The sequence below is a fragment of the Streptomyces niphimycinicus genome, from assembly GCF_018883605.1.
Taxonomy (GTDB): Bacteria; Actinomycetota; Actinomycetes; order Streptomycetales; family Streptomycetaceae; genus Streptomyces; species Streptomyces niphimycinicus.
Window position 1 is genome coordinate 16,859 of the sequence record NZ_JAHLEM010000072.1, and the last position, 21,620, is coordinate 38,478.

3 protein-coding genes are annotated in these 21,620 nt (G+C 74.1%); all 3 read left to right on the forward strand.

Features of this window, described 5'->3' with window-relative positions:
- Nucleotides 1–4: 4 nt before the first annotated feature.
- The 3 genes from KN815_RS08935 to KN815_RS08945 all read left to right on the forward strand — a co-directional run bounded on the left by KN815_RS08935 (nt 5) and on the right by KN815_RS08945 (nt 21,579).
- On the forward strand, nt 5–20,059 hold the full coding sequence (locus tag KN815_RS08935; protein ID WP_216341216.1) for a non-ribosomal peptide synthase/polyketide synthase: 20,055 nt from the start codon (nt 5–7) through the stop codon (nt 20,057–20,059).
- Nucleotides 20,056–21,312, forward strand: coding sequence for an MFS transporter (locus tag KN815_RS08940; RefSeq protein ID WP_216341217.1), 1,257 nt, complete (start codon nt 20,056–20,058; stop codon nt 21,310–21,312). The genes KN815_RS08935 and KN815_RS08940 overlap by 4 nt, the downstream gene beginning before the upstream one ends.
- 63 nt (nt 21,313–21,375) lie before the next feature.
- Complete coding sequence (locus KN815_RS08945) at nt 21,376–21,579, forward strand: MbtH family protein (protein WP_216341218.1); 204 nt, start codon at nt 21,376–21,378, stop codon at nt 21,577–21,579.
- Nucleotides 21,580–21,620 lie beyond the last annotated feature (41 nt).

Sequence of the window (21,620 nt, forward strand, 5' to 3'; positions counted from 1 at the left end):
CGACATGACGTCTTCGAGGAACGATCGCGCTGCCGCGCTGCCCGAGGAGCTGCGGGAGGCTCTCCGGCGCCGCCTCGCGGGCAAGGCCGGGCGCGCCGATGCCATTCCCCGCGCGGACCGCGCGCGGCCGCTGCCGCTGTCCTTCGCCCAGGAACGGCTGTGGTTTCTGCACACCCTCCAGCCGGAGGAGGCGGGGTACAACAGCGCGCTGGCGCTGCGGCTGACCGGCGTTCTGGACGTGGCGGCGCTCTCCGGGGCGCTGGACGCCCTGGTGGAGCGCCATGAGGCGCTGCGGACCACGTTCGACGACGGCGACGGGCGGCCCGCTCAGGTGGTGCGCCCGGCGGCGCCCGTCCCCCTGCCGGTGGCCGACCTCACCGGATCGGGCCGGGAGCCGGGGGCGCTGGACCGGCTGCTGTTGGCCGAGTACGCCCGGCCGTTCGATCTGCGGACCGGCCCGCCGCTGCGGGCGCTGCTGATCCGCCTGGCCGAGGACGAGCACATCCTGCTGCTCACGGCCCATCACATCGTCACCGACGGCTGGTCGATGGGGGTGCTCCAGGACGAGCTGTGCACGCTGTACGCCGCGGAGCCGCTGCCCCCGGTGCCGGTGCAGTATCCCGACTTCGCCGTGTGGCAGCGGGAGCGGCTCTCGGGGGCCGCGCTGGACCGGCAGCTCGACTACTGGAAGGGGCGGCTGGACGGCGTCGTCCCGCTGGAGCTGCCCACCGACCGGCCCCGGCCCGCGGCGCCCACCTCGGCGGGGGCGGTCCATGAGTTCACCGTGGACCGCGCCACCGCGGACCGGCTGCGCGCGCTTGCCGCGCGGGAGCGGACCACGCTGTTCACGGCGCTGGTCGCCGCCTGCCAGGGGCTGTTCGCCCGCTGGTCGGGGCAGGACGACATCGCCATCGGCACCGTGACCTCCGGCCGTGGCCGCACCGAACTGGAGCGCGCCGTCGGCTTCTTCGTCAACACGGTGGTGCTGCGCTCCGCGGTGGACACGGCCCGTTCCTACCGTGAGCTGCTGGCCGACGCCGGGGCCACGGTGCTGGACGCCTTCGCCCATGCCGAGACGCCGTACCAGCGGCTGGTGGAGGCCGTGGGGGCGCGCCGGGAGGCGGGCCGCAATCCGCTGTTCGATGTGATGGTGCTGCTGCACAGCGCCCCGCGCGGCGCGCCCCGGCTGTCCGGGCTTGAAGCGGCGAGCGTGGATGTGCCCCGGCGGTCGGCCACCTTCGACCTCAGCGTCGAATTCGTCGAATCCGGGCCGGATGGGGCGGAGTTGCGGGGGCTGCTGGAGTACAGCACCGAGCTGTTCGACACGGCGACCGCCGAGCGGATGGCGGGCCATCTGCTGGTGCTGCTCGACGGGGTGGCCGCCGATCCGGACCGGCCGGTGCGGGAGCTGCCCCTGCTCACGGACGGCGAGCGGCGGCGGATGACGGCCGCCGGACGCGGCCTTGCGATGGCGGTCGAACCGGCCACGTTCCCGGCGATGTTCGAGGCGCAGGCGGCCCGTACCCCGGATGCGACGGCGCTGGTGGCCTCCGACGCCACCTATGACTTCGCGGGGCTGAACACGTCCGCCAACCGGCTGGCGCACCATCTGATCGCCCAGGGCGTGGGCCCGGAGCGCGTCGTCGGGGTGAAGCTGCCCCGGACCTCCGACATGGTCGTGGCGATCCTGGGGGTGCTCAAGGCGGGCGGGGTCTATCTGCCCCTCGACCCGGAACTCCCCGCCGAGCGCATCGCGTTCCTGCTGGCCGACGCCGAACCGGTGCTGGTGCTCGACGAGGCCGCCCTGCGCGCTGTCCCCGACACCCTGCCGACGGCCGATCCCACGGACGCGGACCGGACCGCCGCTCTCCACTCCGACAGCGCTGCCTACGTCCTGTACACTTCCGGCTCCACCGGCCGCCCCAAGGGGGTGGCCGTGGAGCACCGGTCGATGGTCAATCTGCTGGTGAGCCACCGCCAGGGCTTTGTGGCCGAGGCGGGCGGCGGGCCGCTGCGCGCGGCGCTGACCGCCTCGTTCTCCTTCGACACCTCGCTGGAGGGGCTGCTGCTGCTGGCGGACGGCCATGAGCTGCACCTCATCGACGAGGCCACCCGGCTCGATCCGGCCGCCCTGGTGGAGCGCATCGCCGAGCACCGTATCGACTTCCTCGACCTCACCCCCTCCTATCTGCGGCAGCTTCTTCCGGCCGGGCTGCTGGACCACCCCCGGCACCGCCCGCGGGTGCTGATGCTGGGTGGCGAGGCGCTCGGCCCGTCGCTGTGGCGGCGGCTGGCGGACGCCCCGGGCACGACGGCGTACAACTTCTACGGTCCGACCGAGTGCACCATCGACGCGCTCGCCGCCCGGATCGGCGGCGCCGGGCGGCCGGTGGTGGGCCGGCCGCTGGGCAATCTGCGTGCCCATGTGCTCGACTCGCGGCTCGAGCCGGTGCCGGCGGGGGTGGCGGGTGAGCTGTATCTGGCCGGTGAGCAGGTGGCCCGGGGGTACCGGGGCCGTCCCGGGCTGACCGCGTCCCGCTTCGTGGCCGATCCGTACGGGCCCGCCGGGAGCCGGATGTACCGCACCGGCGACCTGGCCCGCTGGACCGCCGACGGGGAGCTGGACTGCCTCGGCCGCGCGGACGACCAGGTGAAGATCCGGGGCCACCGGATCGAACCGGGCGAGATCGAGGCGGCGTTGCTCGACCTCCCGGCCCTCGCCGAGGCGGCCGTCGTCGCGGTGACCGACGACCGCGGCCACACCCGGCTGGCCGCCTACTACGTGCCCGCGCCGGGCGGTGAGCCGCCCGCCTCCACCGAGCTGCGTACGGCCCTCGGGCGCACTCTGCCCGGCCATATGGTCCCCGGTGCCTTCGTCGCCCTGGACGCCATGCCGCTCAACGCCAGCGGCAAGCTGGACCGCCGGGCGCTGCCCGCCCCACGGCTCGACGCGGACCGGCCGGAGCGGGCCACCGAGGCCCCGCGCACGGAGACGGAGCGGGAGCTCGCCCGGATCTGGGCCGAGGTGCTGGGCGCCCAAGCGGTGGGGGTCGGCGACAACTTCTTCGAGCTGGGCGGGGATTCGATCCTCAGCATCCAGATCGTCTCCCGCGCCCGCCGGGCCGGGCTCGCGCTCACCTCGCGGGATGTCTTCCTGCACCAGACCATCGCCGAGCTGGCCGCCGCCGTGACACCGCGCAGCGCGCCCGGCGCCCCCGCCGACGAGGCGGTGGACGTCGCGAGTCCGGCCCCGCTCACCCCGATCCAGCAGTGGTTCTTCGCCACCCATGGCCCGCTGCGCCACTTCACCATGTCGATGGTCCTCGAGCTGCCCCACGACCTGGACGAGGGCGCGCTGGAGGCGGCGCTGGACGCCGTGGTCGCGCACCACCCGGCCCTGCGCACCCGGTTCGTCCAGGGCGACGACGGCGGGTGGCGGCAGCTCGCGGACGGCGTGGCGAACGGGCCGTTGCTGCTGCGCCACGACCTGTCCGGGCTCGACGGGGCCGAGGAGACGGCCGCGGCCGAGGTGGCCGCGGAGGCCGCCCGCGCCGAACTCGACCTGACCACGGGGGCGTTGCTGCGCGGCGCCCTGCTCCGGCGCGGGGCGGGGGCCCGGCCGCGGCTGTTCCTCACCGCACACCATCTGGCCGTGGACAGCGTCTCGTGGCGCATTCTGCTGGGCGATCTGGAGAGCGCCTACCGGCAGGCCGCCGCCGGGGAGCCGGTGCGCCTGGAGCCCGCCTCCACCGCCTTCACCACCTGGGCCCACCGGCTGGGCGAGCAGGTGCGGGAGGGGCTGCTGGACGGCGATCTGGCGTACTGGGAGGACGTACGGGAGGCGGGCGGCGCGGACCTTCCGGTGGACCGCCCGGGCACGGCCACGGCCGGGTCCACCCACACCGTGCGCGTGACGCTCGACCGCGAGGTCACCGACGGGCTGCTGCGCCGGGTGCCCGGGGTGTACCGGACGCAGATCAACGATGTGCTGCTCGGCGCGCTGGGGCGGGTGCTCGCCGACTGGACGGGCGAGGACCGGGTGCTGGTGGCCATGGAGGGCCATGGCCGTGAGGATCTGGACGCGGCCGTCGAGCTGTCCCGGACCGTGGGCTGGTTCACCACGCAGTACCCGGTGGCGCTGACGCTGCCCGGGGATGGCTGGGGCGCGGTGCTGAGGTCGGTCAAGGAGCAGTTGCGCGCACTGCCGCACCGGGGGCTGAGCTATGAGGCGCTGGCGTATCTGAGCGCCCCGGACTCCCCCGCGCGGGCGCTCGCCGACGCGCCGCTGCCGGGCATCTGCTTCAACTACCACGGCCAGTGGGGCCCGGGCGGGGACGGTGGCGCGTTCACGCTCACCGGAGAAAGCCTGGGGCGGGATCTGGCCGCCGATGAGCCGTCGGTGTATCCGCTCGATGTGTCCGCCGTGGTGGCGGCCGGCGAGCTGGAGCTGACCTGGCTGTTCTCCGACCGGGTCCATGACGCGGCCACGGTGCGGCGGCTCGCGGACGGCATGCTCACGGCGCTGCGGGAGATCGTGGCGCACTGCGACGGGCCGGGCGCGGGCGGCCGGACGCCGTCCGACTTCCCCCTGGCCCGGCTGGACCAGGCCGCGGTCGACCGGCTGGTGGGCGACGGACGGGAGATCGAGGATGTCTATCCGCTGACGCCGCTTCAGGAGGGCATGCTCTTCCACCGGCTGGTCGGCGGCGCGGAGGACGTCTACCTCGACCAGGCAGTGCTGACCCTGGAGGGAATCCGCGACCCGGAGGCGTTCGCCCGGGCCTGGCAGGAGACGGTGGACCGCACTCCGGTGCTCCGCGGTGGTGTCGTCTGGGAGGGTGTGGAGCGCCCGCTCCAGATCGTCCGCCACCGGGCCGAGGTGCCCGTGACCCTGCTGGACTGGCGCGGGCGCTCCGATGAGCGGCGCGAGGCCGAGCTGGAGCGCTTCCGCGCCGAGGACCTGGCCCGGGGCATCGATCTGGCCGCGCCGCCGCTGATGCGGCTGGCCATCGCCCGGCTGACCGACGCCCGGGTGGTGCTGATCTGGACCTCGCACCATCTGGTCCTGGACGGCTGGAGCCTGGCGCAGGTGTTCACCGAGGTGTGCGAGCGGTACACCGCGGCCACCCGGGGCCATGCCCCGGCGCTCCCCGCCCGCCGGCCGTTCCGCGACTATCTCCAGTGGCTGGCCGGGCAGGACGGGCAGGAAGCCGAGCACCATTGGCGGGAGTTGCTCGCGGGCTTCACCGCGCCGACCCCGCTCCCCCGCGATCGCGTGGCCGTGGAGTCCCACCGGGCCCGGTCCTCGGCGACCGTGGCGGTGGCGCTCACCCGCGAGGCGTCGGAGGAGCTGCGCCGTACGGCCCGGAGCGGCGGCCTGACCGTCAACACGATCGTGCAGGGCGCCTGGGCGCTGCTGCTGTCCCGGTACGACGGTGTGGAGGACGTGGTCTTCGGCACCACCGTCTCGGGCCGCCCGGCGGAGCTGGCCGGGGTCGAGTCGATGGTGGGGATGTTCATCAACACCCTGCCGACCCGGGTCCGGGTGGACGCCGCCCGGCACACCGGTGACTGGCTGCGGGAGCTCCAGATGGCGCAGTCCGCGTCCCGGCGCCATGAATCCGTCTCGCTGGCGCAGGTGTCGGGCTGGAGCGAGCTACCGGCCGGGACCCCGCTCTTCGACTCCATGGTGGCCTTCGAGAACTACCCCTTCGACGACTCATCGGCGCGCGAGGCGGGGCTGCGGATCGTCGAGGTGCGGTCCGTCGACGCGACCAACTTCGGCCTGAGTCTGCGGGCGCATCTCTCCGACCGGCTGGGCTTCGATCTCGGCTACGACCCGGGGCTGTTCGACGCCCGGACCGCGGCCGCGCTCGCCGACCGGCTGTGCCTGCTGCTCACGGCGATAGCGGCGGACACCGACCGTCCGCTGCGGGCGCTGCCGTGGACCACCGGCGAGGAGCGCCGGCGGATCCTGGTGGAGTGGGGCGGCGACGCGGCCACAGCCACGCCGGAGCGGACCCTGGTGGAGCTGTTCGAGGAGCAGGCCGCCCGCACCCCCGGGGCCATCGCCGTCTCCTGCGCCGGGGAATCGCTGTCGTACGCCGAACTCGACGCGCGGGCGAGCCGGTTGGCGCACCGGCTCATCGCCGAGGGCGCCGGGCGGGAGCGGTATGTGGCGCTGGCGCTGCCCCGTTCGCCGGAGATGATCGTGGCGATCGTGGCGGTGCTGAAGACGGGGGCGGCCTATCTGCCGCTCGACCCGGACCAGCCGTCCGGCCGGATCGCCCGGATGCTCGCCGACGCCGAACCGGTCGTCCTGCTGACCACCGCCGCCCTGGAGGCGCGGCTCGGCGAGGACACCGCCGTGGCCCGGCTGAGTCTGGACGACCCCGCCCTGATCGCCGATCTGGAGGGCCTGCCCGCCGCCGTCCCGGCCGGTTCGGGACCGCTGCCCGACAGCCCCGCCTACGCCATCTACACCTCCGGGTCCACGGGTGTGCCCAAGGGCGTGGTGATCCCGCACGCCAATGTGGTCCGGCTGTTCTCCCGGACCCAAGCGTGGTTCTCGTTCGACGCGAGCGATGTGTGGACGCTGTTCCACAGTTACGCCTTCGACTTCTCCGTCTGGGAGATCTGGGGGCCGCTGCTGCACGGCGGCCGGCTCGTGGTCGTGCCGTACGCCGTCTCCCGCTCCCCGGAGGAGTTCCTGCGGCTGCTGGTGGACGAGCGGGTGACGGTGCTCAGCCAGACGCCGTCCGCCTTCCAGGGGCTGATGCGCGCGGACGAGGAGAACCCCGGGGCCCGGCTCGCCCTGCGCCGCGTGGTGTTCGGTGGTGAGGCGCTCGACGCGCGGCGGCTGGCGGGCTGGTACGCGCGGCATCCGGACACCGCGCCGGTGCTGGTCAACATGTACGGGATCACCGAGACCACCGTGCATGTCACCTACGCCCCGCTGGACCGCGCCACCGCGTCCGTCGTGGCGGCCGCCGGAAGCGCCATCGGCACCGGCATCCCCGATCTGCGGGTGTATGTGCTGGACGAGGATCTTCGGCCGGTGCCGCCGGGGGCGGTGGGCGAGCTGTATGTGGCGGGGGCCGGGCTGGCCCGGGGCTATCTGCGCCGCCCGGGGCTGACCGCGTCCCGTTTCGTGGCCGATCCGCACGGGCCCGCCGGGAGCCGGATGTACCGCACCGGCGACCGGGCCCGGTGGAGCGCCGACGGGAAGCTGGAGTATCTGGGCCGCGCCGACGACCAGGTGAAGATCCGCGGTTTCCGGATCGAGCCCGGGGAGATCGAGGCCGCCCTGGTGGCCCATCCGCGGGTGGGCGACGCGGTGGTGACCGTACGGGAGGACCAGCCCGGGGTGCGGCGCCTGGTGGCCTATGTGGTGGCCGCCGGTGCGGCGGCGCCACCGGACGCCGCCGAGCTGCGGGAGTTCCTCCAGCGGTCGCTGCCCGCACAGATGATTCCGGCGGCGTTCCTATCCCTGGACGCGCTGCCGCTGACCGTCAACGGCAAGCTGGACCGGGGCGCGCTGCCCGCGCCCGGCCCGGACGGCTTCGCGGCGAGCGCCGAGCGGATCGCCCCGCGCACCGAGGCCGAACGTACGGTGGCGCGGGTGTGGGCCGAGGTCCTCCCGGTCGAGGAGGCCGGGGCGACGGACGATTTCTTCGCCCTGGGCGGCGATTCGATCCTGGCCATCCGGGTGGCTTCCCGGCTGCGGACGGCCTTCGGCACGGACGTCACCCCGCGCGCCCTGTTCACCCACACCACCGTGGCCGGCCTCGCCGCCGCGCTGGCCGCGCCCGAGGAGGGCGGGAGCGCGGACACCATCCACGGGAGCGCGGACACCATCCCGGCCGTGTCACGGGATGGGGAGCTGCCGCTGTCCTTCGCGCAGGCGCGGCTGTGGTTCCTGGACTCCTTCGACGACGGCGGTACGGAGTATGTGACACCGTTCGCGCTGCGGCTGCGCGGCCGCCTGGACACCGCCGCCCTGCGCACCGCCCTGGACTCACTGGTGGCCCGGCACGAGCCGCTGCGCACCACCTTCGCCGAGGTGGACGGCCGCGGGGTGCAGCGGGTGCACGACCCGTACCCGGTGGCGCTGCCCTCGCACGACCTCACGGCCCGTCCCGCGGCCGACCGCGAGCGGGAGCTGGAACGACTGCTGGAACGGGACGGCGCCACCCCCTTCGACCTGCGCACCGGCCCGCTGCTGCGGGCGTCCCTGATCCGACTGGACGACGAGGAGCACGTCCTCACCCTGACGATGCACCACATCGTCACGGACGGCTGGTCCACCGCCGTCATCGGCGCCGATCTGAGCGAGCTGTACGGCGCGGCGGTCATGGCACGACCGCCCGCGCTCGCCCCGCTGCCGCTGGGTTACGCCGACTACGCGGCGTGGCAGCGCGATCCGCTCGGTGGCGCGGCGGCGGTGGAGCCGCAGTTGGAGTACTGGCGGGCGCGGCTGGCCGAGCTGGCGCCGCTGGAGCTGCCGACCGACCGTCCGCGGCCGGCCGTGCAGACCAAAAACGGGGCGCTGCTGGAGTTCACCCTGCCCGCCGGGCTGGTGGAACGGCTGCGCGCGGCCGGGCGGCGCGGCGATGCCACCCTCTTCATGACGCTCCTCGCCACCTGCCAGGTGCTGCTCGCCCGCTGGTCGGGCCGGCAGGACATCGCGGTGGGCACCGTGACGTCGGGACGGGAGCGCCCCGAACTGGAGCATCTGGTCGGGATGTTCGTGAACACGCTGGTGCTGCGCACCCGGGTGGAGGCCGACCAGACCTTCGAGGAGCTGCTCACCCGGGTGCGGGGCACCGTACTGGACGCCTTCGCCCACCAGGACGTGCCGTTCGAGCGGATCGTGGACGCGCTCCAGCCGGAGCGGGACACCAGCCGCACCCCGCTCTTCCAGGTCATGGTGGCGCTGCACAATCTGGGCGCGGAGGTGCCGGAGCTGCCGGGTCTCAGCGTGGAGGCCGTCCGGGTTCCCGGCCGGACCGCCGGTTTCGATCTGGGCTTCGACTTCGTGGAACACCTCGGCGCCCTGACCGGTTTCGTGGAGTACAACACCGACCTGTTCGACGCGGCCACCGTGGAGCGGATGACCCGCCAACTGCGGCTGCTGCTGGAAGCGGTGGCCGAGGACCCCGGGCTGCCGGTGGGCGAACTGCCGCTGCTGACCGCCGGGGAGCGGCGGACGGTGCTGGAGGAGTGGAACGACACCGCGCTCGCGGTGGCGGACACCACCTTCCCCCGTCTCTTCGAGGAGCAGGCCGCCCGCACCCCGGGCGCCACCGCGCTGGTGGCCGCCGACGCCACCTACGACTTCGCGGGGCTGGGCGCCCGCGCCAACCGGCTGGCCCACCATCTGATCCACCTCGGCGTGGGTCCGGAGAAGGTGGTGGCGGTCAGGCTGCCGCGCACCGCCGATCTGATGGTGGCCCTGCTCGCCGTCCTCAAGTCGGGCGGTACGCACCTGTACGTCGACCCCGAACTGCCCGCCGAGCGCGCGCGATTCCTGCTGGAGGACGCCGCGCCCGAGGTCGTCCTCACTCCCGAGGTCCTGCGGGACGCGCCCCTGGACGGGCTGCCGGACACCGATCCCACCGACGCCGACCGGCCCTCCCCGCTGCTCCCCGGGCACACCGCGTACATCACCTACACCTCGGGGTCCACCGGCCGCCCCAAGGGCGTCGCCGTCGAACACCGCCAGTTGGTCAACCTCTGCCTCGACCACGCGGCCGAGCTCATCGCACCGCACCGGGCCGAGGCGGGCCGTCCGCTGCGCGCGGCGCTGACCGCCGCGTTCTCCTTCGACACCTCCTGGGAGGGCGCGGTGTTCCTGGCCGCCGGCCAGGAGGTGCATCTGGTCGACGACGCGGTACGGCTCGACCCGGCCGCCCTCGTGGCGCTGATCGACGCCCATGGCGTGGACTTCGTCGACCTCACCCCGTCGTACCTCCATGAGCTGATGGCGGCCGGGCTGTTCGCCCGGGGCCGCCACCGCCCCCGGATCGTCATGGTGGGCGGCGAGGCCCTCGGGACGGCGCTGTGGCGGAAGCTGCGCGCGGTGCCGGGCGTGGCGGCGTACAACTTCTACGGGCCCACCGAATGCACCGTGGACGCGGTCTACGGCGATCTGGCCGGTCTCGGCGAGCGCCCGCTCATCGGACGGCCCGGCCGCAATCTGCGGGCGTACGTCCTGGACGGCGCGCTGCGGCCGGTGCCGCCCGGTATCCCCGGTGAACTCCATCTGGCCGGGGCCCAGGTCGCCCGCGGCTATCTGCGCCGCCCCGGGCTCACCGCTGGGCATTTCGTCGCCGATCCGTACGGCCCTCCCGGCAGCCGGATGTACCGCACCGGCGACCGGGCGCGCTGGACGACGGAGGGGGCGCTGGAGTTCCTCGGCCGCGCCGACGAGCAGCTCAAGATCCGTGGGTTGCGGATCGAGCCCGGGGAGATCGAGGCCGCGCTGCTGGACCATCCGGCGATCCAGGAGGCGGTGGTCGTGGCCCGAGAGGACACCGGCCACCGGCGGCTGGTGGCCTATCTGGTGGCCGCCGATTCCACCGACCCGGCCACCGATTCCACCGCTCCGGCCGCCGACTCGCCCGCTCCGGCCGCCGATTTCCCCGGTCCGGTGGAACTGCGCGCCCGGCTCAAGCGCACCCTGCCCGACTACATGGTCCCGGCCGCCTTCGTGACGCTGAAGCGGATGCCCCGCACCGACAGCGGCAAGGTCGACCGGCGCGCGCTGCCCGCTCCCTGCGACCGGCCTGAGCAGGGCTCGCCGTATGTGGCGCCCCGCACCCATGCCGAGACGGTGCTGGCGGGCGTCTGGGCCGAGGTGCTGGGCGTCCCCCAGGTGGGTGTGGAGGACAACTTCTTCGCCCTGGGCGGCGATTCGATCCTCAGCATCCAGATCGTCTCCCGCGCCCGCCAGGCCGGGCTGACCCTCACCTCCAAGGACGTCTTCCGCCACCAGACCATCGCGGAACTCGCGTTGAGCGTCGAGACCGCCGAGCGGCAGCCGCTTCCGGAGCCCGCCGGGGCGGTGGCCGGACCGGCGCCGCTGACCCCGATCCAGCACTGGTATCTGGACGGGCGGCGGCCCGGCGAGCGGCACCACTTCACCATGAGCCACCGGCTGGAGCTCACCGGCGACCTCGACGAGGCCGCCCTGCGGCAGGCGGTGGACGCCCTGGTGGCGCAGCACGCGGCGCTGCGCACCCGCTTCCTGGCCGTCGACGGCCGGTGGCGGCAGGAGGTTCTGCCCGCCGCCCCCGCCGGTGTCCTGGAGCGGCACGACCTGTCGGGTCTGGACGACGCGGCGCGCGCCGCCGCCGTACGGGAGGCCACGGTCGCGGCACAGACGGGGCTGGACATCGGCGAGGGGGCGGTGCTGCGGGTGCTGCTGTTCGCCTTCGGCCCCGGGCGGCCGTCCGAGCTGCTGCTCACCGCCCATCATCTGGTGGTGGACGGCGTGTCCTGGCGGGTTCTGCTCGGCGATCTGGAGACCGCCTACCGCCGCGCCGCCGCCGGTGGCCCGGCCACCCTGCCCCCGGCGAGCAGCGCCTTCACCCGGTGGGCCGCCCGGCTCGCGGAACACGTGCGCTCCGGCGGGCTCGACGGCGATCTGGAGTACTGGACGGGTGTGGCGCGGTCCGCGCCCGCCGCGCTCCCCGTCGACCGCGAGGGCCCCAACACCCATGAGACGGCGGCCACGGTGACCACGGTCCTCGGCCGGGCCGAGACCGAGGCGCTGCTGCGCCAGGTCCCCGGTGTCTACCGGACGCGGATCAACGATGTGCTGCTGGGCGCGCTCGGCCGGGCGCTCGCGCGCTGGACCGGTGGGGACACGGTGCTGATCGGCGTGGAGGGACACGGCCGCGAGGATCTCTTCGAGGACCTGGACCTCTCCCGTACGGTCGGCTGGTTCACCTCCGAGTACCCGCTCGCGCTGGCCGTCGATGCCGAGGCGGGGTGGCGCGACACCCTCCGGTCCGTCAAGGAGCAGTTGCGCGCCGTCCCGCATCACGGGCTCGGCTACGGAGCGCTGCGCCATCTGGCTCCCGAGGGCTCCCCGGCCGGGGAGCTGCGGGACGGCCCGTCGCCGCAGCTCGTCTTCAACTACCACGGCCAGTGGGATGTGGCGGCGGACGACGACGGCGCCGCCCCCGGCCTCTACCGCGCCGCCCTCCCCGTGACCGGCCAGGACGCCCCGCCCGGGGAGACCCGGCCATGTCTGCTGGAGGTCACCGGCGCGGTCCAGGACGGCCGTCTGGAGCTGGGCTGGAGCTATCCATCCCGGATGTACGACGAGGCCACCGTGCGCGGGCTCGCCGATGACTGTCTGGCCGCGCTGAAGGAGATCGTGGCGCACTGCGCGGAGCCCGGCGCGGGCGGGCGCACGCCGTCCGACTTCCCGCTCGCCCGGCTCGACCAGCGCCAGGTGGATCTGATCGCCGGTGACGGCGGCGCGGTGGAGGACGTCTATCCGCTGACCCCGCTCCAGGCCGGCATGCTCTTCCATGGCCTCGTGGACAGCGGTGCCACCGGTGGCGCCTACTTCGACCAGATCGCCATCCGGATCGGCGGGATCGCCGACCCGGACGCCTTCGCCGACGCGTGGCAGCGGGTGGTGGACCGTACGCCGGGCTTACGCAGTTCCGTCCGCTGGGAGGGGCTCGCCGAGCCCGTCCAGCTCGTCCACCGCCAGGCCGAGCTGCCCACCGTCCGGCTGGACTGGCGGGGGCTGACGCGGTCCGCGCGGGAGGAGGCGCTGGGCCTGCTGCTGGCCGAGGACCGCGCCGCCGGGATGGCACTCGCCTCGGCCCCGCTGAGCCGGATCGCGGTGGCCGGGCTGCCCGATGACGAGGTCATGCTGGTGTGGACCGCACACCATCTGATGCTGGACGGCTGGAGCACCGGGCAGATCTTCGCCGAGGTGTGCGAGACCTACGCGGCGCTCGTGGCCGGACGCACACCGCAGCCGGCCGCGCGCCGCCCCTTCCGGGACTTTCTGCGCTGGCTGCGCGGGCAGGACCAGTCGCGGGCGGAGCGCCACTGGCGCGGGGTGCTGGCGGGGTTCGGCGCCCGCACGCCGCTGCCGTACGACCGGCCGCCCCGGGAGGCGCATCGCACCACCTCGACCGCGCTGACCCGGCTGGAGCTGACCGAGGAGGTGTCCGCCCGGCTGCGGGAGACGGCGCGCGACGGCGGGCTGACGGTCAACACGGTGGTGCAGGGGGCGTGGGCGCTGCTGCTGTCGCGGTACGGCGGTGAGCGCGATGTGGTGTTCGGCACCACCGTCTCGGGCCGTCCGGAGGGGCTGCCGGGCGTGGAGACGATGGTCGGCATGTTCATCAACACGGTCCCCACCCGGGCCGTGGCCGAGGGCGGCCGTGAGGTCGTGGAGTGGCTGCGGGAGCTTCAGGAGCAGCAGAGCGAGTCCCGCCGCTTCGACTTCGTCGCCCTCCCCCGGATCCAGGCCCTCAGCGCGCTTCCGGCCGGTGAGGCGCTCTTCGACAGCATGGTGGTGTTCGAGAACTACCCGTTCGACGAGGCGTCGGCGGCCGGTGCCGGGATCCGTGTCCGGGAGGTGCGGGCCGAGGACTCCACCAGTTTCCCGCTGTGTCTGCGGGCCTATCTCGGCGACCGGCTGGGCTTCGACATCGCCTACGATCCGGCGCTGTTCGACGCGGCCACGGTGGAGCGGGCGGCGGCCCATCTCCAGACGCTGCTGACCGGGATCGCGGACGGCGCCGGACGGTCGCTGGCCGAGCTGCCGCTGCTGACGTCGGCGGAGCGCCGACGGGCGATGGGCGAGTGGAATGCCACCGCCCGGCCGCTGCCGGAGGGCTCACTGGCCGAGCTGTTCGCCGAGCGGGTCCGGCGTGCCCCGGACGCCGTCGCCGTGACCGACGGCGCCACCTCGCTCAGCTATGCCCGACTCGACGACTGGGCGGGCCGGTTGGCGGGACATCTGGTGCGGTCCGGGCTGCGGCCGGAGGACCGGGTGGCGCTGCTCATGGACCGGTCGGTGGAGCTGGTCGTGGCCCAGCTCGCGGTGGTCAGGGCCGGTGGGGTGTACGTACCGGTGGACGTCCGCGCCCCGGGCGATCGGCGGCGGACACTGCTGGACCAGGCGGGCGCCGCGGTCGTGCTGACGCCGGAGGAGGTGGCCGCCGCGCGGGAGGGCGAGCCGCCGGCACACGCGGTGCCGGTGCACCGGGACCAGTTGGCGTATGTGATGTTCACCTCCGGGTCGACCGGGGTGCCCAAGGCCGTGGGGGTGCGCCATCGCGATGTGGCGGCGCTCGCCCTGGACCGGGCCTTCGCCGGTGGCGGGCATGAGCGGGTGCCGCTGCACTCGCCGGTGGCGTTCGACGCCGCCACCTACGAGATGTGGGTGCCGCTGCTGGGCGGTGGCCGGGTGGTGGTGACATCGGGCGAGCTGGACGCCGCAGCGGTACGCCGGCTGGTGGCAGCACAGGGGATCACCGGACTCTGGCTGACCGCCGGGCTGTTCCGGCTGCTGGCGCAGGACGCGCCGGACTGCTTCGCGGGGCTGCGCGAGGTGTGGACGGGCGGCGATGTGGTGCCCGCGGCCTCGGTGCGCCGGGTGCTGGACCGCTGCCCCGGGCTGACCGTGGTGGACGGGTACGGGCCGACCGAGACGACGACCTTCGCCACGTCCTTCCCGATGTCCCGCGCCGACGAGGTGCCCGAGGTGGTGCCGATCGGCCGGCCACTGGACAACATGCGGGTCCACGTCCTGGACGCGCGGCTGGGGATCGTGCCGCCGGGTGTGGTCGGGGAGCTTTTCATCGCCGGGGAAGGGGTGGCGCGTGGCTACCTCGGCCGTCCCGGTCCGACCGCCGCGACGTTCCTCGCCGATCCGTACGGGCCCGCCGGGGAGCGGATGTACCGCACCGGCGATCTGGCGCGCCGGCGGCCGGACGGCACGGTGGAGTTCCTCGGCCGCGCCGATGACCAGGTCAAGGTCCGTGGCTTCCGGATCGAGCCGGGCGAGGTGGAGGGGGTGCTGGCCGGGCATCCGGAGGTGGCGGATGTCGCGGTCGTCGCCCGGAGCGGCGGTCCCGGTGGGAAGCGGCTGGTGGCCTATGTGGTGGCCGGTGGCGACGGGGCGGTGGACGGTGCGCGGCTGCGGACGTACGCGGCGCAGCGGCTCCCGGACTATATGGTGCCGTCCACCGTCGTCCCGCTGGACGCGCTGCCGCTCGGCCCCACCGGGAAGCTGGACCGCGCGGCGCTGCCCGCCCCGGGGCCGGACATCCGCCGCACGCCCTACCGCGCACCGCGCGAGGGGGCCGAACAGGCCGTGGCCGCGGTGTGGGCCGAGGTGCTGGAGGTGGAACGGGTCGGCGCCTTGGACAACTTCTTCGAGCTGGGCGGCGACTCGATCCTCTCCATCCGGCTCACCTCACGGCTGCGGGAGGTGCTCGGGGTGGAGCCCTCGCCCCGCCTGGTGTTCACCCATCCGACCGTCGCCGCCCTGGCCGAGGCGCTCGGTGGCGCGGACGGCCGCGCCGGGGACCGGCCCGCCGCGATCACACCGGTGGCCCGGGACGGGGAGCTGCCGCTGTCGTATCCGCAGCAACGTCTGTGGTTCCTGGACTCCTTCGCGCCGGACAGCGCCGAGTACATCACCCCGCTGGCGCTGCGGATGCGCGGAGCCCTCGATGTGGAGGCGCTCGGCGCGGCGCTGACCGCGCTGGTGGCGCGGCATGAGTCGCTGCGGACCACCTTCGACACGGTGGACGGACGCGGGGTGCAGATCGTGCACGGCCCCTGGGAGATCCGGCTCGACCCGTACGATCTGTCCCACCTCCCCGCCGACGGGCGGGAGGCGGAGCTGGTGGAGCTGCTGGCGTACGAACGGGCGCGCCCGTTCGATCTGCGGCGCGGACCACTGCTGCGGACCGGGCTGATCCGGCTCGGCGACCGGGAGCATGTGCTGAGCCTGACGCTGCATCACATCATCACCGACGGCTGGTCCACCGGTGTGCTCACCGGCGATCTGCGGGAGCTGTACCGGGCGGCGCTGAGCGGTGAGCCCGCGGCGCTGCCCCCGCTGCCGGTGCACTACGCGGACTTCGCCGCCTGGCAGCGCGCCGAGCTGACCGCTCCCCGCGCGGATGAGGAACTGGCCTACTGGACCCGCCAGTTGGCCGGGGTCCCGCCGCTGGAGCTGCCCACCGACCGGCCCCGGCCCGCGGTGCGGACGAAGCACGGCTCGACCGCGGAGTTCACGGTGCCCGCCGACGTGAGCCTGCGTCTCAAGGAGTTCGGGCAGGCGCGCGGAACCACCCTGTTCATGACGCTGGTGGCGGCGTCCCAGATCCTGCTGGCCCGGCTGTCGGGCGGGCGGGACATCGCCGTGGGCACCGTCACCTCGGGTCGGGAGCGCCCCGAGGTGGAGCGGCTGATCGGCTTCTTCGTCAACACGCTGGTGCTGCGCTCCACGGTCGATCCGCACGCCCCCTTCGGCGACTTCCTGGCCGAGGTGCGCGGCACCGTCCTGGACGCGTTCGCCCATCAGGCGGTGCCGTTCGAGCGGGTGGTGGACGAGGTGCGGCCGGTCCGGGACACCAGCCGGACACCGCTGTTCCAGGCGATGGTGGTGCTTCAGAACGCCCCGGGCCGGGCCCTGGAGCTGCCCGGTCTTGAGCTGGCGGATGTGGAGCTGGACACCGACACCGCCGCCTTCGACCTGACCTTCGAGTTCGCGCAGGCCGAGGGAGGCGTGCTGCGCGGGCTGATCGGCTACAGCACCGATCTGTTCGACGCCTCGACCGTGGAGCGGATGGGCACGGCCCTGCGCACGCTCCTCGCCGGAATCGCCGAGGATCCGCGGCGGCCGGTGGGCGCGCTGCCGCTGACCACCCCGGCCGAACTGCGGCGCACCCTGGTCGAGTGGAACGACACCCGGCGGGAGGTGGACCCGGCCACGCTGCGCGAGCTGTTCGAGCGGCAGGCGGCCCTCTCCCCCGACGCCACGGCCGTACGGTACGGGAAGGGCGATCTCACCTTCGCCGAGCTGGAGTCGGCCGCGAACCGTCTTGCGCACCGGCTGATCGGCCAGGGTGTGGGGCCGGAGCGGCTGGTGGCGCTGGTGCTGCCGCGCTCGGTGGAGATGCTGGTGGCGCAGTTGGCCGTGGCGAAGGCGGGCGGTGCGTTCCTGCCGGTCGACCCCGGCTATCCCGAGGAGCGGGTGGCGTTCATGCTGCGGGACGCCGCGCCCTCGGTGGTGCTCGACGAGGCGGCCTCGGTGTGGACCGAGGACGGTCCCGCCGGGCCACCACCCGGCCGCGGCCTGACGCCGGACCATCCCGCGTATGTCATCTACACCTCCGGATCCACCGGTGTGCCCAAGGCGGTCGTGGTCACCCATGCGGGGCTGGCCAGTTTCTCGGCGGCCGCGGCCGCGCACTACGACGTGCGGGCCGGGGACCGTGTGCTCCAGTTCTCCTCCCCCAGCTTCGACGCCTCCGTCCTGGAGCTGTGTGTCTCGCTGCCCCGTGGCGCGACGCTGGTGATCGGTGACGAGGGCCCGCTGCTGGGCGAGCGGCTGGCCGAGGTACTGGGCGGGCAGCGGATCACCCATGCGCTGATCCCCCCGGCCGCGCTGGCCACCGTTCCGGAGGCGGCGTGGCGGGCGGGGCTGCCGGAGCTGCGCACCCTGATCGTCGGCGGTGACGCCTGCTCCGCCGAGCTGGTGGACCGCTGGGCGCCGGGCCGGCGCCTGGTCAACTCCTACGGCCCGACGGAGGCCACGGTGGTGAGCACCTGGTCCGGGCCGCTCACGGCGGGGTCGGGGGCGCCGCCGATCGGCCGGCCGATCCCGAACACCCGGGTCCATGTGCTGGACGAGGCGCTGCGCCCGGTGCCGGTGGGCGTGGCCGGGGAGCTGTATGTGGCGGGCGCGGGTCTGGCGCGCGGCTATCTGGGCCGTCCGGGGCTGACTGCCACACGGTTCGTGGCCGATCCGTTCGGCCCGGCGGGCGGCCGGATGTACCGCACCGGCGATGTGGTGCGGTGGACCGGCGACGGTGAGCTGAGGTTCCTGGGCCGGGCCGATGACCAGGTCAAGGTGCGGGGCTTCCGGATCGAACTCGGCGAGGTGGAGAGCGCGCTGCGGAGCAGCCCGGAGGTACGGGAAGCGGTGGTCGCCGTACGCGAGACCGCCCCGACTCCGGAGCAGCCCTCCGGTGGGAAGCACCTGGTGGGCTATGTCGTCCCGGCGCCGGGCGCCGCGCCGACCGCCGCCTCGCTGCGCGAGGGCTTGGGGCGGACCCTGCCGTCCCATATGGTGCCCTCCGCGTTCGCCACCCTGGACGCCCTTCCGCTCACCGCCCACGGCAAGGTCGACCGCCGGGCCCTGCCCGATCCGGATCCGGCGCCCGTCACCTCCGGTGCGGGCCATGTCGCCCCGCGCACCCCGATGGAGCACCGGATCGCGGACATCTGGGCGGATGTGCTCGGTCTGGAACGGGTGGGCGTGGAGGACAACTTCTTCGACCTCGGCGGGGATTCCATCCTCAGCATCCAGGTGGTCTCCCGTGCCCGCCAGGCCGGGCTCCGGCTGACCACCAAGGATCTGTTCGCCCATCAGTCGGTGGCCGCGCTCGCCACCGTGGCCACGGCCGAGCGGGACGAGGTCCGTGCGGAGCCGGTGACCGGGTCGCTTCCGCTCACCCCGATCCAGCGCTGGTTCTTCGCCACCCACACCGTGAATCCACACCACTTCAACCAGTCCACGCTGCTGGAGCTGCGCCAGGAGCCGGACGAGAAGGCGCTGGCGGGGGCGCTGGCCGCGCTTGTGGTCCACCATGACGCGCTGCGCACCCGGTTCACCGAGGAGGGCGGCGAGTGGCGCGGCCACGTCCCGGAACCGGAGTCCGAGGTCACCGTCCTGGACCGCCATGACCTGTCCGGTCTGGCGGCCCGGGAGGCGGACGCGGCGATGGAGAAGGCGGCCGACGCGCTCCACGCGGACTTCGACCTCGGCCGGGGGCCGCTGCTGAAGGCCGCGCTGTTCCGCTTCGGCGCGGGCCGGCGGCCGTTCCTCTTCCTGACCGCACACCATCTGGTCATCGACGGGGTGTCCTGGCGGATCCTGCTGGACGATCTGGACATCGCCTATCAGCAGGGCGTACGGGGCGAACCGGTGGACCTCGGCTCCAGGACCACCGCCTTCCGCGACTGGGCGAGGGGGCTCGCCGAGCATGTCGCGGGCGGTGCCCTGGACCATGAGGCCGACCACTGGTGCGGGGCGCTGGACGCCCGGCCACTGCCGGTCGACCATCAGGTGGCCGCGCCGGGGGCCGAGATCCGTACGGTGCCGGTCGAGCTCGACGAGCGGGACACCGAGGCGCTGCTGCGGTCGGCGCCCACCGCCTATCGCACCCGGATCAACGATGTGCTGCTCGCCGCCCTCGCACGGGCGCTGTCCCGCTGGACGGGCCAGGAGCGGGTCTCGGTGGAGCTGGAGGGCCATGGGCGCGAGGACATCCTGGACGGGGTCGATCTCTCCCGTACGGTGGGCTGGTTCACCACCATGTACCCGGTCTCCTTCGAGCTGCCGGACATCCCCGAGGGCGGCCCGGCCGACTGGCGCGGTCTGGTCAAGTCGGTCCGGCGGCGGCTGCGGACCGTCCCCGGCAACGGCTTCGGCTTCGGGGCGCTACGGGCCTTCGGCCCGCCCGAGCTGCGCGAGCGGCTGTCCCGTCACGGCGCCGGGCCGCAGATCGTGTTCAACTACCTGGGCCAGTGGGACGCCCGGTCGGCGCAGTCGCAGGGCGGTCTGGTGCACGCCGAGCACGGGTCGTTCGGCCAGGACCACGACCCGCGCGAGGGCGGCTCCCATCTGCTCGAGGTGGTGGGCGCGGTGCAGGACGGCCGGCTCGGCTTCACCTGGCGCTACCGCCCCGATGTGCACGAGAAGGCGACCGTGGAGGCGGTGGCCGGGGACTTCGCGGAGACGCTGCGCCGGATCGCCGAGGACTGCCGGGGCGCCGTATGACCGCGGCCCCGCCGGTGTCCCCGCCGGTTCCCCTCTCGCGCAACCGGGACTACCGGCTGCTGTGGGGCAGTCAGGCGCTCTCGGAGTTCGGCTTCCACGCGGCGGTGATCGCGTTTCCGCTGCTGGTCCTCGCGCTCACCGGCTCGGCCGCCGCCTCCGGTCTGGTCATGGGAACCATCGCCGCCGCGCAGATGGTGGTGGGGCTCCCGGCCGGTGTCCTGGTGGACCGCTACGACCGCAAGGCCATCATGCTGGGCTGCGAGGCGGCCCAGGCGGTCTCCGCCATCAGCCTGGTGGTCGCCGTGTGGGCCGGTGCGGCCACCGTCTGGCACATGGTGGCCGTGGCGGCGGTGTTCGGGGCGAGCGCGGCGCTCTTCGAACCGGCGGAGAACGCGTCACTGCCCGCCCTGGTGGCGGACGACCATCTGCCCACTGCGGTGGCGATGAACACGGCACGTGCCTCCATGGGTCAGTTGGCGGGCACCGCGACCGGCGGATTCCTGTTCGCCGTGGGGCGGTTCGTCCCCTTCCTGCTGGATGCCGTGACACATACGCTCTCCTTCGTCGCGCTGCTCTTCGTCCGGCTGCCCCGGCGCGAACGGCCCCCCGGCGGGGTGGGCCCGCTGGGCCGTGAGGCGCTGGCCGGGCTGCGGTGGGTGTGGCGGGAGCGCAGGATCCGGGTCACCGTGGCGTGCGCGGTGGTGCTCAACCTGTTCTTCAGCGCCTTCTATCTCGTCGTCATCGTGCTCGCCGAGTCCCGGGGGGTGCCCTCGGGGGAGGTGGGGGTGATGGCGGCCATGCTCGGGGTGGGCGGGGTGGTGGGCGCGCTGGTGGCGCCCGTGCTGTACCGGAAACTGGGCTCGTACGGCGCCATCGTCGCGGTGTTCTGGGCCCTGGCCGTGTGCGCCCCGGTCACCGCGCTGCTGGACAGCGGCTATCTCATCGGGGTGCTGTTCGCCCTGATGGCGCTGTTCCCCCCGACGGCCAACACCGCGATCATGACCGATCAACTGCTGCGCACCCCGGACGAGCTGCGCGGCAGGCTCACCAGCACACTCGTGCTGGCCTGCGGTGCCGCGGGCGCGGCGGGTCCCGCGCTGGGCGGATCGCTCGCCCAGATCGTGCCGGGCGACCGGGCGATCCTGCTCTGCGCGGCGGGGATGGCCGCCGCGGCCGTCCTGGCCACCGCCAGCCCGACCCTGCGCACGCTGTCCCGGCGCCATGAGGAGGGGCAGCCGACGAAGGCCGACTGACCGCCATCCGTTACCTCACCGACCATCTCCGATCCGACCGATCACCGACAGGAGAGAACGACCATGGACGACAACGCCCGCTTCCAGGTGCTGCGCAACGACGAGGACCAGTACTCGCTGTGGCCCGCCGACCTCGAGGTGCCCGAGGGCTGGCGCCCCGTCGGCAAGGAGGGCACCAAGGACGAGTGCGCCGCGTACGTCGACGAGGTGTGGACCGATATGCGGCCGCGCAGCCTGCGTGAACGGATGGCGGGCGGGGCCTCCTGACCGGGGCGTCCTCGGGCGGTGCGGCCGGCGCGTAACGGCGC